The sequence below is a fragment of the Lactobacillus sp. ESL0701 genome, assembly GCF_029433445.1.
GTDB lineage: Bacteria > Bacillota > Bacilli > Lactobacillales > Lactobacillaceae > Lactobacillus.
In genome coordinates this window covers 29,686-45,355 of sequence record NZ_JAQTIC010000005.1, presented here as the reverse complement: position 1 = coordinate 45,355, position 15,670 = coordinate 29,686, and the positions used below count along the sequence as shown (strand labels likewise).

At 40.0% G+C, this 15,670-nt stretch carries 16 protein-coding genes and 1 riboswitch; of the genes, 6 read left to right on the top strand and 10 right to left on the bottom strand.

The genetic code is table 11. The features are described from left to right. Nucleotides 1–6: 6 nt before the first annotated feature. The 5 genes from PT281_RS04820 to rbsK all read right to left on the bottom strand — a co-directional run bounded on the left by PT281_RS04820 (nucleotide 7) and on the right by rbsK (nucleotide 3,940). A complete protein-coding gene (locus PT281_RS04820) occupies nucleotides 7–678 on the bottom strand; it encodes an amino acid ABC transporter permease (protein WP_277152557.1) in 672 nt (223 codons plus the stop codon). After that, entirely contained in the window at nucleotides 659–1,318 is a 660-nt protein-coding gene (locus tag PT281_RS04815) for an amino acid ABC transporter permease (protein WP_277152555.1), read from the bottom strand. The genes PT281_RS04820 and PT281_RS04815 overlap by 20 nt, the downstream gene beginning before the upstream one ends. 381 nt (nucleotides 1,319–1,699) lie before the next feature. Then, on the bottom strand, nucleotides 1,700–2,587 hold the full coding sequence (locus PT281_RS04810) for a GRP family sugar transporter (protein WP_277152553.1): 888 nt from the start codon (nucleotides 2,585–2,587) through the stop codon (nucleotides 1,700–1,702). Nucleotides 2,588–2,602: 15 nt separating this feature from the next. After that, nucleotides 2,603–2,998 (bottom strand): D-ribose pyranase, encoded by a 396-nt coding sequence (gene rbsD, locus PT281_RS04805; RefSeq protein WP_277152551.1) that lies wholly within the window; start codon nucleotides 2,996–2,998, stop codon nucleotides 2,603–2,605. 27 nt (nucleotides 2,999–3,025) lie between these two features. Next, on the bottom strand, nucleotides 3,026–3,940 hold the full coding sequence (gene rbsK / locus PT281_RS04800; RefSeq protein WP_277152549.1) for a ribokinase: 915 nt from the start codon (nucleotides 3,938–3,940) through the stop codon (nucleotides 3,026–3,028). A 189-nt stretch (nucleotides 3,941–4,129) separates the two neighbouring features. Between rbsK and PT281_RS04795 the strand changes: the two genes are divergently transcribed. Further along, the gene (locus PT281_RS04795; protein ID WP_277152547.1) at nucleotides 4,130–5,431 is read left to right on the top strand and encodes an amino acid permease; all 1,302 of its coding nucleotides are present in this window, start codon (nucleotides 4,130–4,132) and stop codon (nucleotides 5,429–5,431) included. Between the two features lie 39 nt (nucleotides 5,432–5,470). On the opposite strand, the gene PT281_RS04790 is transcribed toward PT281_RS04795, so the two are convergent. From PT281_RS04790 to guaA, 4 genes are all read right to left on the bottom strand, one after another. Beyond that, nucleotides 5,471–6,499 (bottom strand): DUF4097 family beta strand repeat-containing protein, encoded by a 1,029-nt coding sequence (locus PT281_RS04790; protein WP_277152545.1) that lies wholly within the window; start codon nucleotides 6,497–6,499, stop codon nucleotides 5,471–5,473. Continuing rightward, nucleotides 6,499–7,152: a DUF1700 domain-containing protein gene (locus PT281_RS04785; protein ID WP_277152543.1), complete on the bottom strand. Its 654-nt coding sequence runs from the start codon at nucleotides 7,150–7,152 to the stop codon at nucleotides 6,499–6,501. Before PT281_RS04785 ends, PT281_RS04790 begins: the two co-directional genes overlap by 1 nt. Next, nucleotides 7,136–7,459 carry a PadR family transcriptional regulator gene (locus PT281_RS04780; protein ID WP_277130514.1) on the bottom strand — a complete coding sequence of 108 codons (324 nt, stop codon included), beginning with the start codon at nucleotides 7,457–7,459 and terminating at the stop codon, nucleotides 7,136–7,138. The genes PT281_RS04785 and PT281_RS04780 overlap by 17 nt, the downstream gene beginning before the upstream one ends. Before the next feature lie 164 nt (nucleotides 7,460–7,623). After that, entirely contained in the window at nucleotides 7,624–9,180 is a 1,557-nt protein-coding gene (gene guaA, locus PT281_RS04775) for a glutamine-hydrolyzing GMP synthase (protein WP_280926596.1), read from the bottom strand. Nucleotides 9,181–9,364: 184 nt separating this feature from the next. Then, a riboswitch (purine riboswitch) is annotated at nucleotides 9,365–9,461 on the top strand. Between the two features lie 83 nt (nucleotides 9,462–9,544). On the opposite strand from guaA, the gene PT281_RS04770 reads away from it, so the two are divergent. The 5 genes from PT281_RS04770 (at nucleotide 9,545) to PT281_RS04750 (ending at nucleotide 14,203) form a co-directional block, all read left to right on the top strand. Then, nucleotides 9,545–10,123 carry a xanthine phosphoribosyltransferase gene (locus tag PT281_RS04770; RefSeq protein WP_277152539.1) on the top strand — a complete coding sequence of 193 codons (579 nt, stop codon included), beginning with the start codon at nucleotides 9,545–9,547 and terminating at the stop codon, nucleotides 10,121–10,123. Beyond that, complete coding sequence (locus PT281_RS04765) at nucleotides 10,123–11,406, top strand: nucleobase:cation symporter-2 family protein (RefSeq protein ID WP_277152537.1); 1,284 nt, start codon at nucleotides 10,123–10,125, stop codon at nucleotides 11,404–11,406. The genes PT281_RS04770 and PT281_RS04765 overlap by 1 nt, the downstream gene beginning before the upstream one ends. Before the next feature lie 182 nt (nucleotides 11,407–11,588). Further along, nucleotides 11,589–11,711 (top strand): hypothetical protein, encoded by a 123-nt coding sequence (locus PT281_RS04760; protein ID WP_277130507.1) that lies wholly within the window; start codon nucleotides 11,589–11,591, stop codon nucleotides 11,709–11,711. 672 nt (nucleotides 11,712–12,383) lie between these two features. Continuing rightward, a complete protein-coding gene (locus PT281_RS04755; RefSeq protein WP_277152535.1) occupies nucleotides 12,384–12,506 on the top strand; it encodes a hypothetical protein in 123 nt (40 codons plus the stop codon). Nucleotides 12,507–12,790: 284 nt separating this feature from the next. Next, nucleotides 12,791–14,203, top strand: a complete 1,413-nt coding sequence (locus PT281_RS04750; protein WP_277152533.1) for a C69 family dipeptidase — start codon at nucleotides 12,791–12,793, stop codon at nucleotides 14,201–14,203. Between the two features lie 96 nt (nucleotides 14,204–14,299). Here the strand turns inward: PT281_RS04750 and PT281_RS04745 are convergent, their stop codons facing one another. Beyond that, nucleotides 14,300–15,574 carry a UDP-N-acetylglucosamine 1-carboxyvinyltransferase gene (locus PT281_RS04745; protein WP_277152531.1) on the bottom strand — a complete coding sequence of 425 codons (1,275 nt, stop codon included), beginning with the start codon at nucleotides 15,572–15,574 and terminating at the stop codon, nucleotides 14,300–14,302. Between the last annotated feature and the right edge of the window lie 96 nt (nucleotides 15,575–15,670).

The window sequence follows — 15,670 nt, the reverse complement described above, 5'->3', positions numbered from 1 at the left end:
TTTCACCTACTTTTTCGCAGCTAAGCGCTTAGCCCAAACTGATAACGGATAATCAATTACAAAATATAAAATAAAAATCAAGCCATAAATCCAAAAGACAGCATTTGGATATTGCTGGTTATTGGCTTCAATAATCTGCTGACCAACGGCAATCACATCAATAATACTAATTGTCATCAATAGTGAAGTCGTCTTAATTACCCGCGTTGCCAAATTAATCGTTGCCGGCAATTCCAGTTTGACTGCCTGTGGCAACAAGACATAGCGGAATAATTGCAGACGACTTAACCCTAATGCCAAACCCGATTCTTTCTGCGATAATGGCACCGACTCAATTGCTCCACGCACAATATCACTAAATTCCGCGGCGACCCATAAGGCAAATGCCAAAACGGCCATCCAGCTCGCCGACCAGTTGATATGCAGCTGCCTTGGCAGGATGTAATAGACTAAATACAGCAAGACAATTGTTGGCATAATTCGGAAGAATTCAAGGTAGAGTCGTAAAACAAAGCGGACAATTTTATTAGGCAAGGTTCTTAAAACACCAAAAATAGTTCCTAAGATTAAACCCAGTACTAAGCTAACGGCCGCAATCCAGACCGAAGTCCACAACCCTTGCATAATCCGAGCAAAATTGTCCCCAGCTAAGAAAACATTAATTGCCGAATGTGCCATAACGAACTCTCCTTTCCAAATAATTGAGTATCAAGATAACTGGAATCAAAATAACTGCATAAGCCATAACTAGCACTAACAAGTATTCATTAGAACGATAATACATCCCGATTAAATCTAGTGCTGTATTAGTTAATTCTGGAATTGCAATTACCGAGAAGATCGAAGTTTCCTTAATTAAAAAGATAATGTTCGCGGTCAAAGCTGGCATACTGAGTGCAAAGCCTTGCGGGAAAACAACATAGCGGGCTAACTGCAACTTACTCATTCCTAGTGCCTTACCATTATCAATTTGATTAGCATTGACTCCTGTAAAGCCACCGGTAAAGCCTTCTGCCATATAAGCTCCACCCAAGAAAATTAAACCGATAATGCCACAAGTTTCTGCTGACATTTTCAAGCCTAAAACAGGAAACGCATAATATAAGAAAAATAATTGAATTAACAGTGGCGTGTTACGTGCCACTTCGACATAAGCTGTGAAAATTTGACACAGCACCGGTACCTTAAAATATTGCATTAAACTGCTAATTATACCGACAATAATTGAGCCCACAATCCCGACTAGTGACAGCCAAAGAGTTAACTCAAAAGCTTTACCAAAAACCGGTAAACTCTGAGAGATAATCTGCCAGCTCATTTCTTCCCCCTCACTTCTTAACAAAAAAGGACCTGTCAATTACGCAAATTAACAGGTCCTCATTAAAAAACTGCGAATACATTTAAATTCGCAGCTTTCCAACTATTAACGATTATTAAAGCGAAATTAACTGCAAAAACAGACTGTGACCATTGATTTTAGTTGAACATCCAGTGAGACAGTTTTGTAATTTTTGCATGATGTTAATTCCTTTCTTACTTATTATCTGTAAGCATCTTATATGCTAGACTTTTACTTACTTTTTGTCAATTGTTTAGTCTTACTTAATCTTATATCCTTACGCTATAACAAAAAAGCCACAGCTCTCTAAGAGTTATGGCTTTAATTTTAACAAATATGAATTTATTCTTATTTATTTAGTTAAACAAGTTCTGTTACGGCGGCAGCAACCAGAATAATAATTAAACCGGTAACCGTCACCAGCATTTCCTTTTTAGTTTTTTTCTGACCTAAGAACCAGATACCAGTTAAGGTCGCCAAAATAACCGAAGTCTGTGATAAAACAAAACCCGTCGCCAAACCGTTCATATTAGGTTGGGCTGAAATCAAATAGGTTAAAGCCGCAAAAGCAAAGAAGAACCCCGCAAAAATCTGCTTGTAAGAAACCAGTTCTGTAAAAGGATTTTCTTGTTTATCTTTAATTGCAACATAGATGCCATATACAACCCCGGTTAATAACATTCCAATCGCTTGCGGCAAAAAGGCATGTTGCCCATCAACATGTGCAGCTTGTGGTGCAGCAGAATATGCCCAATAACCAATCTCACCAAATAGCAGCCAAATCGTTGCCTTTTTAAGCAGGCTAGATTTTTGCGCGGTTTTCTTTTCTGACCAAACCGTCATGTAGGCGCCAAGAATGATCGCTACTAAGGCAATTGCTCCCACTATCTTGGCGGGGATGCCCGGCCAGTCGCCCAGGGCAATTACACCCCATAATGAAGCACCTAACAATTGGAAGGCCGTCGTAATCGGCATCGCCCGTGAAGAGCCGACTAAGCCAAAGGACATAAAGGTCACAATCTGCGCGCTTGCCCAGCCAATTCCAGAAATAATTGACAATAAGAGCGCTGTTCCAGTCGGTAACGCGTACCCACCAGCAATTGCATAGACCAAGCCGAAGATAAAGGTTCCAAGAGTAGTACCTAGAATTTGGTTAGCAGGTTTGCCGCCGATTTTAGATGCAATTGTCGGGAACAATCCCCAGCCAAGGAGTGGACCAAGACCAACTAATAATGCAGTAGTATTCAATTTTTTCTCCTAGCGTTAAAAGACAACGTTACTTTCAAGTAAAATATTAGCAAATGGCGTCATTTCACCAGTTCTGACAAAAGCCTTGCAATCCTTCAAGCTTTCTTTTAATTCCTCATGCGTAATAAATTCAAGCGGCGTATCAGGCAGACGCTTCTTGATTTGTGCTAGCATTTCAGGATTTTCTGTTTTAATTTCACTAGCCAGAAAAATCCGTTGGATGCCCAATTCTTCAAGAACATTGTTGAGCACGTCCATGAAACTGGGAATCCCATTAGTGACAGCCAAGTCAATCTTTTCAGTATCTTTGGGAACTGGCGTGCCGGCATCACCAATTGCCAACTTATCAAAATGCCCCATGGTAGCAATCACACGCGATAAATCTGAGTTAATTACTTTTGTCTTTTTCATTTCAATCCACTTTCTATTATGTAAGAGTTACTTAACTTGATCGATTTCCTTCTTGTACGGAATTGATGGCTGGGCACCATAACGCTGCACCGTTAATGATGATGCCTTGTTAGCAAACCTAATTGCCTCATCCAGATTAGAAAAGTCTGGCTTTAACAAACTCGACATCGCACCGATGAAGGTATCACCGGCAGCAGTCGTATCAACAGCTTTAACCTTAAAGGCAGGAACCAACTCACTTTGACCATTAAAGTCATAAAAGGCACCCTTGGAACCAATCGTAATAATTACTGCAGCTACACCAAGATCATGTAATTTGGCAGCAGCCTGTTTGGCGCTAGTTTCATCAACAACGTGCACCCCAGTAATTGTTTCCGCTTCAGTTTCATTTGGTGCAATCATGTCAGTCAATTGGAGTAGTCCCCTTGGGATTTCAGTCATTGCTGGTGCTGGATTTAAAATGGTTTTAATTCCGCGAGCGCGAGCAATTTCAAAACCCTTAATCGTTGCCGCAATTGGCGTTTCAAATTGAGCAATCACAAAATCACTGTCTGTAATCAATGCACTCTTTTGCGCAATCTCGTCAGCACCAAAAGCATAATTGGCACCAGCATAAATCGTAATTGAATTTTGCCCTTCATCGTCAACTGAAATAAAGGCTTGACCCGTTGATTCATTCTCAATTGTCGCAATTCCTGAAACATCAATTCCTTCTTCTTTAAGCAAGTCCAGCATTTCTGTTCCCGGTGCATCATCACCAACAGCCCCAATAAACCGCGTCATGCAGCCAGACCGCGCTGCCGCAACTGCTTGATTGGCACCCTTACCGCCAGCAGCAGAATAGTGTTCTTTTGCATGGATTGTTTCCCCCGGCTTAACCATCCGCGCAACTCGCAAGTTGGTATCAAGGTTAATACTGCCGATAACTGTAACCTTATTCATCTTTCTCTCCTCTATAAACTGCCAAAGTCTCTTTGGCTAATTAGCCTCCTTCAAAATAATAGCATACTTGTAATTGCTTTCAAACGTGCTAAATAAATTTGTAACCATGTTCATGAACCACAATCTTAGTTTTTTGCGTTAGTTTAACCTATAATGTTGAAGTTATTTTAATTTAGTAAGGATTTGATTATGAAAAGACAACTCACATTATTCGCCGCATTAGCCACCGTCATGGGCACCATGATTGGCGGCGGTGCCTTTTTCAAAATTGCTAGTGTTTCGGCAGTAACCCACAATGCTTGGCTGAGTATTCTTGTTTGGCCACTAGCTGGTTTTATTACCCTGATGGCTGGTCTAAGTGTTGCTGAACTCGCCGCTATTTTCCCAGAAGACGGTGGACCGGTCAAATACTTACAAGAAATTTACGGACCGAAAATTGCCTTTCTCTTTGGCTGGTCACTAATTATCATTTATTATCCCGCTAATATCGCAGCCCTCGCAATTGTCTTCGCAACTCAATTAAAGCAAATTCCTAGTTTTAGCAATTTCTCTACTACTGGTGTGGCACTCGTCCTTATGGCAGTTGTCCTACTGGTTAATTGGCTTGGCTCTAAATTAAGTAGTGAAGTTCAAAAGCTAGCGTTAATTATCAAGTTACTGCCAATTGCCGCAATCATTATCTTTGCCATTTTTAGTAGCAGCCATAACCAATTAACTGGTGCATCACTGCCTCACTTTAACGCCGCTAGCAGCACCGCCTTTGGTCAAGCTCTGCTGGCCGTCCTTTTTGCTTATGACGGCTGGCTCAGTATTGGAAATTTAGCTGGTGAAATTAAAAATCCAGCCAAGACTTTGTCCCGGGCGATTACTTGGGGGGTATTTGGTGTCACTATCATTTATACCCTACTTAATTGGAGCTACCTTAGAATTACTCCGTGGTCTAAAATTGTGGGTAATCAGGGAGCTGCACTACTTACTGCTCAAAGATTATTTGGTAATTTAGGCGGGTTAATTATCAGTATTGGCATCTTAGTATCCGTCTTTGGTTCAATTAACGGTCACCTCATGGTCGGTTCCAGAATGCCTTACATCTTAGGTAAGCAAAATAAATTACCGGCCGCGGGCTTTTTTGCTAAGTTAAACCGTAAAACCATCGTTCCGACTAATAGCATGCTTTTTGAATGTGCAATTGCGGCCATCATGATTTTTTCTGGCACCTTTGACAGCTTAACTGACATGCTAGTTTATGTTTCGTGGATTTTTTCAATTCTATTATTTGTTGGTGTCTTTATCCTGCGTCAAAAACAGCCAGAATTAATGAGACCATACAAGGTTCCCCTATTTCCCTGGCCGCCAATCCTTGCCATCATTGGCGCCTTGTTTATTGTGATTAACACTACCTTAACTCAGCCTGTTTTGGCAGTTATTGGTATTTTGTTAACTTTAACTGGCTGGCCAGTGTATCTGTGGGTAGAGAAAAAACAAAATTAAATAAAAAGGCTAAAAACATCAAGTTTTTAGCCTTTTTTACTATTTAATAATGATACTCTCATCGCTAGATTCAGCTTTAATTGTTCCTACTGGCTTAGCTACTTTCTTAGTAAAACTAGTGTAATTAGCAAAATTACGCTGAATTCTCTTACCACGGAAAGTAATCCATCCTTCTCTTGGCGCAACCAGGTCATAGTTAACATTTGTTGGACTGTGTTTTATCATTAATGAACTCTGTTTAAGATTATTTTTACCAATAAATTTATCACGAGACATATGCAAACCTCCATCTTTGATAGAAAATTTTGTTGTGTCAAGCTGACTATTATTTATAGTAACATCGCCTTCCTTAGCATAAATTTTACCATGATGAAATTCTGATGAATAAGCTTCAAAGCCACCAATTGCATGAATTATCATTTGCTTTTTTGCAACTAACTTATTTATTTCCAACAAACCGGAACCCGAACTAATATTACTCTTATCAAAAGTACAATTATCAATATCCATATCAGACATATTAGTACTAATTTGCGCTTGTTTTACCTGCAAATTATGCAGCTGTAAGTCATCTTGTTCATTGTAATCAGCAATACCGACTACTAATTTTTGCAAATTTAAATCCGCTACTTTTAAACTTCCTTGCGTATTATTATCCTCAATCTTAGTTAAGGCTGTCTTAGACGGTACCGTAATTTCAACTTCCGGATGTTGTTTATAAAACTTCCAATCAATAGTAATTGGATAGGTTTGATGACGTTGACCTATTACTATTTTGTCTTTTACTTTGCTAACTATAAGCGAATGTTCTTTAGTATCAATCACCTTAATTTGATACTTATTGCCGCGATGAATCCGATAATCGACTTCACCAGTATTCAATTCAACCTGACTAAATTTCTTGTAAGGTAAAGTCCGTTCATGTGAAAAGGTTTTGGCATCAAGCACCTGAAAGTTGGTTAAGTCTGTCCCCACGACTGGCTGCAAACCACCATTAATATAACCGGCAATCGTTAAAATCAACCCAATTATTAACGCTGCAGCTCCTATTTTATAAAATCGTTTCATCATTTAACCTCCTTATCAGTTTTAGTTTGATAGTAACGTTTTTTAAAGATTTTTTTGCCCAAAAAGCGTGCAAATTGTGCGCATTTAGCAGCTAAAAAACGGACAGTTTGGATAATCGCTGGGACGATAAACAGGCAAATACTAAGAATTATTAGACCGGCACCTAAATAAAAGCAGCCTGCAGCCCAAGAACTCACAAATAGTAAGTTCAAACCAATAACAATTCCGACCACACCGCCGACCAAAAGACCTAAAGCCAAACCGATGAAACCAAGCAGAATCCCAATGAAGGCACAGAATAATCCAAGAAAAATTGCCGTTAATGTAATTCCGATAATTATTCCCGTTGGAATCGCACAAATACCAACAAAAATGCGCCAAATTGTGTGCAAGCTCTGCGAAGAAGATGCCGTATCTTCAGTCGCAGCAGTTGTCCCAGTCTCAGGTTGATCGTTAATTACGTAATCAGCCACAATTTTACGTGCCAATTGTTGTGGTGTGCCTAATTCTTTTTCAATTGCAGCCCGATTTTGAAAATCACCATCTAACAAGAATTCACGGTAAAATTCCAACACATCCTTGCGATCTCCAAGAGGCAAGGATGACAAATTTTCTTCTACTTCCAAAATGTAGTCATTAATTATTTGTTCCATTTTTCTCTCCCAATATTTGATTAACCTTCGTGCTAAAGTTTAGCCATTCTTCTTGCACAGCTGCTAATAAGGTCAAACCTGTTTCCGTCAACTGATAATAGCGACGATTCCGACCCTGATATGGCTGATCGTAAGTTGTTAGATAGCCGTTCTTCTTTAATCGTCTTAACACAGGATAGATTGTTGATTCAGAGATATCGAAAGTACCTTGGACCTTCTGTGTCAACGCATACCCATACAGATCTTCATCTTTTAAAAACGCAAGAACTGCACCATCAAGTAGTCGTGTTGGTATTTGAATTGCCATATTGTTTCTCCTCTCTATATTATATTTCATATAATATTATCGTAAATTAAAAAAGTCAACAATTATTTAAATAAGTTTACTTTTTTCTCAACAAAATTATTAATATTACAACAAATAAGCCACTAATGAACTTAATCTCATTAGTGGCTTTAGCTATTTAAAAATTATTCCCATTCAATCGTTGAAGGCGGCTTACTCGTGACATCGTAGACCACGCGATTAATGTTCGGTACCTCATCAACAATGCGGGTAGAAATCTTTTGTAAGACATCCCATGGCAGATGGGCAAAATCCGCCGTCATGCCATCAATTGAAGTTACAGCCCGAATGCCAATTGTATAGTCATAAGTTCGACCATCACCCATTACACCAACGGACTTAATGCCTGGTAGAACAGTAAAGTATTGCCAGACCTTTTCTTGCAGTCCAGCTTTTTTAATTTCGTCCCGCAAAATAGCATCACTCTCGCGTACCAATGCCAGCTTGTCTTCTGTCACTTCACCCAAAACGCGAATGCCGAGTCCTGGACCAGGAAATGGTTGCCGCCAAACTAGGTCATGCGGAATACCTAATTTTTCACCTAATTCACGCACCTCGTCCTTAAATAACTTGCGCAATGGCTCGATCAATTTAAAGTGCATATCTTCTGGCAAGCCGCCGACATTATGGTGTGACTTGATTGTTTGCGCGGTATTAGTTCCACTCTCAATCACATCAGTGTACAAAGTTCCCTGAGCCAAAAAGTCAGCGTCAGGAATTTTTTGGGCTTCCTCATTGAAGACCTCAATGAACTCCTTACCGATGATTTTGCGCTTTTGTTCAGGATCAGTAACACCTTTAAGCTTATTTAAGAAGCGATCTTTAGCGTTAACGCGAACGATATTCACCCCTAAGTCGCGGCTAAGAGCTGCCATTACCTCGTCGCCCTCGTTTTTGCGCAACATGCCATGATTTACAAAAATTGCGGTCATTTGGTCGCCGATTGCCTTGTGGAGTAGCGTCGCGGTCACACTAGAATCAACACCGCCAGACAGTCCCAGAATCACTTTTTTATCGCCAACTTCGGCACGAATATCGGCAATTTTCAGTTCAATAAAGTCGGTCATTGACCAATCAGCCTTAGCTCCGCAAACCTTGAAAGCAAAGTTTTTCAAGATATCAAGACCATACTGCGTATTGCGCACCTCGGCATGGAACTGAATACCGTAAAATTTAGCCGAATTATTAGCAATTGCGGAAATTGGACAATTCTTACTTGAAGCAACCGTTGCAAAGCCATCGGGCGCCTGTGTAACCAAATCACCGTGGCTCATCCAGACATACTCATCTTCTGGCAAGTCACTAAACAAAACAGCACTTGGATCCTCAACCTTGATGTCGGCGCGGCCATATTCCGAATTATTTGCCGGCTCAACCTTGCCGCCCAAGTAGTACGACATCAGCTGCATCCCGTAACAAATTCCCAAAATAGGAATCCCCAACTTAAAAATTTCAGGATCAACTTTTAGCGCATCTTCAGCGTAAATACTGTTTGGTCCACCAGAAAAGATAATCCCCTTAGGATTAATCCTTTTAATTTCTGCCATACTAATATCGTGCGGCAATAATTCTGAATAAATACCAAAATCGCGCAGCCGGCGCGTTATTAATTGATTATATTGACTGCCAAAATCTAAAACAATAATTTCATCAAAGTCACTGATATTCTTCTTCACGGCCATCCCCAAATCCTTTGTAAAGCTATACTGTAAATTAGTTAAACCATACTAGGAATTATGATTGCGGTCAACCATTTTCTTTCCAAAATATTTTTAAAAACGAATTATATCCTATATATGCAAAAAATAATTCGTTTTTAAAATAAAGTTTATTCTTGCATGCCCTGCCTAACTCTGTTAGAATTCATTCAATACATAAATATTAATCTATATATTGTCGTAATCAGGTCGACAGTTTCTACTCAGAACCAAAATTCTGAACTATGGATTAAGCAGCAACTTTTAGCGGTCACACTGACCCCTTTTAGGGACCTCTTTTACCATAGTCTTGGTAGAAAAGGTCCCTATTTTTTTCAAGGAGGAAAACGTGAAGTTACTAGAAGATCGCATTAGACGTGATGGTGAGGTTTTACCTGGAAATGTCCTGAAAATCAACTCGTTCTTGAATCATCAAGTTGATCCAGAATTGATGATTGCCTGCGGACAGGAATTTGCCCGCCGCTTTCAAGATAGTGGCATTACCAAGGTCTTAACTTGTGAGGCTTCCGGCATTGCACCCGGCATTATGGCGGCGTTTGAATTGCGTGTGCCCATGATTTTTGCCCGCAAGAAAAAGCCGTCAACACTTAACGATGCGGTCTACTGGGCTGACGTTTTTTCTTATACCAAAAAAGTCACTAACAAAATCTGTGTTGAACAAAAATTCCTGCATGAAGATGACACGCTACTAATTATCGACGACTTTTTAGCTCATGGCGAAGCCGTTAAGGGCATGATTAATATTGCCGAGCAGGCTCACGCTAAAATTGCCGGCGTTGGTGTTGTCGTTGCCAAAACTTTCCAAGGCGGCAGCGATTGGATTAATGACCACAATTACCGTTTAGAAACTCTGGCAAATATCACTAGCCTAGCTGATGGCGAAATCCACTTTGCAGGTGAAGAATAATGCCCAAACAGGAAGTTAGTCACCAAAAAGCAGCAATCCTTGGACTCCAGCATCTCTTAGCCATGTATTCTGGCGCCGTAGCCGTGCCATTATTAATCGGCAGTGCGTTAAACTTTAATGCCGGACAGATGACTTATCTTGTTTCCATCGACATTTTTATGTGTGGTCTTGCCACGCTCCTGCAATTGATAAGCAACAAGTTTTTTGGGATTGGCTTTCCCGTTATTCTAGGTTGTGCCGTTCAAGCTGTTGCTCCTTTGCAAATGATTGGCAAGAAATTCTCAATCAATGATATGTATGGCGCAATTATTGCCGCTGGGATTTTTGTGATTCTAATTGCTGGTATCTTTGCCAAAATCAAGAAGTTCTTCCCGCCAGTCGTCACGGGCACGCTAATTACAACGATTGGTCTGACCTTAATTCCTGTTGCCATTCAAAACATGGGCGGAGGCAATAGCAGCGCCAAAGATTTTGGCAGTGGTCAAAATTTACTTTTAGCATTTGTAACCTTGGTGGTTATTTTAGCCTTAGAAATTTGGGCAAAAGGATTTTTACATTCAATTTCCGTATTAGTCGGGTTAATTGTCGGTACGCTGCTTGCGGCCTGCATGGGACTAGTTTCCTTTGAACCCGTTCTGCAAGCTTCATGGTTCCACTTGCCACAATTGTTTTACTTTGGTGTGCCACACTTTGAATGGTCATCAAGCCTGACGATGATGATTATTGCGCTGGTTTCCATGGTTGAATCCACTGGCGTCTTCTTTGCGACCGGCGATTTAATCCACCATAACGTCACTGAAGAAGACCTCAAAAAGGGTTATCGTGCTGAAGGATTAGCGCAAATCTTCGGCGGTTTATTTAACGCCTTTCCATACACTACTTTTTCGCAAAATGTTGGTCTGTTGCAACTATCGGGAATTAAGACCAAACGGCCAATTTATTGGGCGGCAGGGTTATTGATGGCAATGGGACTGCTGCCTAAGATTGGCGCGCTTGTTACCATTATCCCTACTCCCGTTTTAGGTGGTGCAATGCTTGTGATGTTCAGTATGATTGCCGTTCAGGGTATGAAAACCTTAACTAAGGTTGATTTGAATAACAATAACAACATTTTAATTATTGCCATCTCAATCGGCTTAGGTCTCGGGGTTACCATTTACCCGCAGATTTTCCAGAATTTGCCGGCAACGATCCAATTATTCCTATCTAACGGAATTGTGATTACCAGCCTATCGGCGACTATTCTCAACTTGCTGCTTAAAGGAAAAGCTGTTAAACAATAATCTTCTATTATGTAAGTACGTTTTCTTGCCCTTGAAAATACTTACCTGCACCTAAAAAGGAGCTGCTTCAAATTGAAGTGGCTCCTTTTATTTACTATACGCTATTTATTTTTAATTACATTATTTGTTATAATTAATTGTCACTGCCAGCCCTCCTGTCTTACCAGAAGGGAGGTGAGAAAATGAATTCATTTTTCATGGCTTTTGTGGTTGCTTTTATTCAAAAATTGGCCACATGGTCCTTTGAAGAAATAATAAAGTTAATATCACACTTTATTCGCAACCATGGTGGTGACAAGAAGTGATATATCTGCTCTTTAGTAGCAAAAAAAGCATTACTAAGTTCCATTTAGTAATGCTTTTTATTTTGCTTTGAGAAAACAAATTCATTTTTCTGGTATGCTTATATTTTAGCACAGATTACTTAAGTTGTTAACTTTATCGTTATTTACAAGATTTCCCAGATTTTAACTACCTGCAGCTTTTATTTACTATACACTATTTATTTTATACTGCATTATTTACTATAATTAATTGTCACTGCCAGCCCTCCTGTCTCACCAGGAAGGGAGGTGAGAAAATGAACTGGTTTATTAAAGCGTTTGTGATTGCACTTATTCAAAAATTGGCCGTATGGTCTTTTGAACAAATACTAAAGTTAATATCACACTTTATTCGCAATCATGGCAGTGACCATAAGTGATAGTGTTATTCTTTCTGAATAACAAAAAGCATTACTAACTTCTACTTAGTAATGCTTTTATTTTTGAGAAAATGTACTGGCTTATTTTCGCGTATCTATATTCTAGCACAGATTTGCTTAAGTTGTTAACATTATCTTTATTTACAAAATTTCCCAGGCTTCAGCTTACTTGCACCTTTTATTTACTATACGCTATTTATTTTATATTACATTATTTGCTATAATTAATTGTCACTGTCAACCCTCCTGTTTCACCAGGAAGGGAGGTGAGAAGATGGCTTGGATTATTAAGGTTTTCATGATTGCTCTTGTTCAAAAATTGGCCGTATGGTCTTTTGAACAACTACTAAAGTTAATATCACACTTTATTCGCAATCATGGCAGTGACCATAAGTGATAGTGTTATTCCTTCTGAATAACAAAAAGCATTACTAAGTACAAGTTAGTAATGCTTTTATTTTTGAGAAAATGACTTGGATTTCTCTAGGTTTTCCTTATTTTAACACAAATTTGCTTAAGATGTTAATAAACATATCAAATTTTTATTAGCATCTGTTGTCTAATTAATACCTTCTTTGCTTATCAAAATACCACTAATTATTAATTTGAACTTATTTAGATTGCCAGACAGCCCTTACTTTTAATACAATAGTAGGTAAAGCAAACAGAAAGGACTTATTTATGAAACAAACAGAATGTACCACAATTTTAGTTGGTAAAAATGCTTCACTTGATGGCTCAACCATGATCGCACGTAGCGAAGATGGCGGCAGAACCATTATCCCTGAAGGATTTGAAGTTATTACACCAGACAAGCAACCTAAGCACTACGAAAGTGTCATCAGCCACCAAAAGATTGATGATGAAGACCTGTTGGCTAACCCATTACGTTATACCAGCGCTCCTGACGTCTCTGGTGAAAGCGGCATTTGGGCAGCTGCCGGAATTAATTCCGATAACGTTGCCATGACTGCTACCGAAACAATTACCACCAATTCCCGGATTCAAGGAATCGACCCATTGACTGCAGAAGGCGGCCTTGGCGAAGAAGACTTTGTCACTTTGACTTTACCATACCTGCATTCAGCACTTGACGGTGTTAAGCGTGTCAGTTACTTACTCGAAAAATACGGTACTTACGAAATGAACGGCATGGCTTTTGCCGACAAGGATGAGATCTGGTACCTCGAAACTATTGGCGGTCACCATTGGATCGCACGCCGGATTCCCGACGATGCCTACGTAATTGCCCCTAACCGCTTAAACATTGACGAATTCCACTTTGGTCAAGAAGGCTTCATGGCCTCAAACGACTTAGAGGACTTAATCGCTGGATACCACTTGAACCCTGACCGTGAAGGCTATAACATGCGGCACATCTTTGGCAGCTCAACTATTAAGGATGCCCATTACAACAACCCACGCGCATGGTTTGTTCACAACTACTTTGATCCTGAATTTGGCGGTAAGCCAGGCGACCAAGACCAACCATTTATCTGTCATGCTAACCGTAAGATTAGTATCGAAGATATTGAATGGGTTGAAAGCTCCCACTACCAAGACACGCCTTACGACCCTTATGGTACTGGAACAGATGCTGAAAAGAAAACTTTCCGGTCAATCGCACTTAACCGTAACTTTGAAACTCATATTTTGCAAGTCAGAAATGACGTTCCTGCAGAAATTGCCGGCGTGCAATGGCTTGCCTTTGGGCCAAACAGCTTCAACTGCATGGTACCATTCTACACTAACATTTCAACCACTCCTGCTAGCTACCAAACTGGTGCTAAGTTCGACTTAAACAAGATTTTCTGGTTGAACAAGTTAACCGCTCAACTCGGCGATACTAACTTTAAAGTTTACGGCGAATTAGAAACTGACTTTGAACAAAAATCGCAGTCTGAATGTCACATGATTCAACATGAAACTGACAAGAAGGCCAAAGATTTGTCTGGTCAGGAATTAACTGACTTATTAGATCAAGCTAACCAAAAGATGGCTGACCAAGTGTACAATAATACGATTGAACTCCTTGGCAACATGGTTGACGAAGGTCACAGCTTAATGACCTTGAAGTATGATCTACTTGACTAATTATTTAACAATTTAACTAAGCAGCAGAGTAATTACTCTGCTGCTTTTTTGAACAAAAAAGCTTGAAGCAAATTGCTTCAAGCTCTTTTGATTAACTTATTTTTCTGGTACATCTTGAATGGTGACATCAGCACCAAGCAAGCGAAGTTTTTCTTGAACACGGTCATAACCACGTAAGATATTGCCCGCATTATTAATAACAGTTGTTCCATCAGCCATTAAACCAGCAATCATCAGACAAGCGCCGGCACGAATTTCGCCAGCAGCCACTGTTGCTCCATGCAAATGCTCGGTTGGATGAACTAAAATAATATCATCCTCGGCTTTAATATCAGCACCCATCTTACGCAATTGCTCAATGTGACCAATTCGCTTTGGATAAATGCGATCGATAATAACACCTTCACCGTTTTTAGCTGTTAATAAGAGCGGGGTTACCGGCTGCTGCAAGTCTGTTGCAAATCCTGGATAAGCTGCCGTCTTAATCTGCGTCATTCTGAGTTCACCAGCTGGATAAACAAATAGGGAATCTTCATCTGCATCGATGACTACACCCATTTCTTCAACCTTAGCCAGGTATGAATCAAGGTGTTCCTCAATAATATTATGAATGCGAATACCATTACCTAGACAGCCAGCCAGTGATATATAGGTACCAGCTTCAATTCGATCCGGAATAATTGTATGCGGCGTTTGCGCGCGCAATTGCTCGACCCCTTCAATTCGAATTGTGTCTGTCCCAGCACCGCGAATAATAGCCCCCATATTATTGAGAAAAGTTGCTAAATCAATAATTTCAGGTTCTTTAGCGGCATTATCAATTACCGTTTGACCATGCGCAGTCACACTAGCCATAATAATATTCATCGTTGCCCCTACTGATGGCATCTTCAGGTGAATTGTTGCACCATGCAGTCCACTTTCAGGAGACTTAATTGTTATTTGATCATTTTCATTTTTTACACATGCGCCTAAGGCTTCAAAGCCCTTAATATGCTGGTCGATGGGACGCGGCCCAATGTCATCCCCACCCGGGAAGCCCACAACAGCCTTACCAAAACGACCAAGTAACGCGCCCATAAAATAATATGAGGCGCGCAAGCTCTTGATCTTACCGCTTGGTAATGGGCTCATCTTAATGTTTACTGGGTTAATGTGCAATGTTGTTTCGTGAAAATCACTCACAACATCCATTTCACTCAATAAATCCATTAAGTTGTCGACGTCAGCAATCCTTGGAACACCTTCCAAAGTTACCGGTGTACGCGACAAAATCGATGCTGGAATCAGTGCCACCGTTGAATTTTTGGCGCCACCAATCCAGACATCACCCTGTAGGGGCTTTCCACCATGAATTATCATTTGCTTCATTGGCGAAAAAATCCTTTTCTATTTTGATTAATCATAATAATGTTAAAGGAATTTTACAGAAAAAACAAGAGAAGACCTCTGTCTTCTCTGTTCAAA

Excerpts from the sequence above, each read along its gene's own strand:
- PT281_RS04820 (WP_277152557.1), bottom strand. The coding sequence starts at position 678 with ATGGCACATTCGGCAATTAATGTTTTCTTAGCTGGGGACAATTTTGCT.
- PT281_RS04815 (WP_277152555.1), bottom strand. The coding sequence starts at position 1,318 with ATGAGCTGGCAGATTATCTCTCAGAGTTTACCGGTTTTTGGTAAAGCT.
- rbsD (WP_277152551.1), bottom strand. The coding sequence starts at position 2,998 with ATGAAAAAGACAAAAGTAATTAACTCAGATTTATCGCGTGTGATTGCT.
- rbsK (WP_277152549.1), bottom strand. The coding sequence starts at position 3,940 with ATGAATAAGGTTACAGTTATCGGCAGTATTAACCTTGATACCAACTTG.
- PT281_RS04795 (WP_277152547.1), top strand. The coding sequence starts at position 4,130 with ATGAAAAGACAACTCACATTATTCGCCGCATTAGCCACCGTCATGGGC.
- PT281_RS04790 (WP_277152545.1), bottom strand. The coding sequence starts at position 6,499 with ATGAAACGATTTTATAAAATAGGAGCTGCAGCGTTAATAATTGGGTTG.
- PT281_RS04785 (WP_277152543.1), bottom strand. The coding sequence starts at position 7,152 with ATGGAACAAATAATTAATGACTACATTTTGGAAGTAGAAGAAAATTTG.
- PT281_RS04780 (WP_277130514.1), bottom strand. The coding sequence starts at position 7,459 with ATGGCAATTCAAATACCAACACGACTACTTGATGGTGCAGTTCTTGCG.
- guaA (WP_280926596.1), bottom strand. The coding sequence starts at position 9,180 with ATGGCCGTGAAGAAGAATATCAGTGACTTTGATGAAATTATTGTTTTA.
- PT281_RS04765 (WP_277152537.1), top strand. The coding sequence starts at position 10,123 with ATGCCCAAACAGGAAGTTAGTCACCAAAAAGCAGCAATCCTTGGACTC.
- PT281_RS04760 (WP_277130507.1), top strand. The coding sequence starts at position 11,589 with ATGAATTCATTTTTCATGGCTTTTGTGGTTGCTTTTATTCAAAAATTG.
- PT281_RS04755 (WP_277152535.1), top strand. The coding sequence starts at position 12,384 with ATGGCTTGGATTATTAAGGTTTTCATGATTGCTCTTGTTCAAAAATTG.
- PT281_RS04750 (WP_277152533.1), top strand. The coding sequence starts at position 12,791 with ATGAAACAAACAGAATGTACCACAATTTTAGTTGGTAAAAATGCTTCA.
- PT281_RS04745 (WP_277152531.1), bottom strand. The coding sequence starts at position 15,574 with ATGAAGCAAATGATAATTCATGGTGGAAAGCCCCTACAGGGTGATGTC.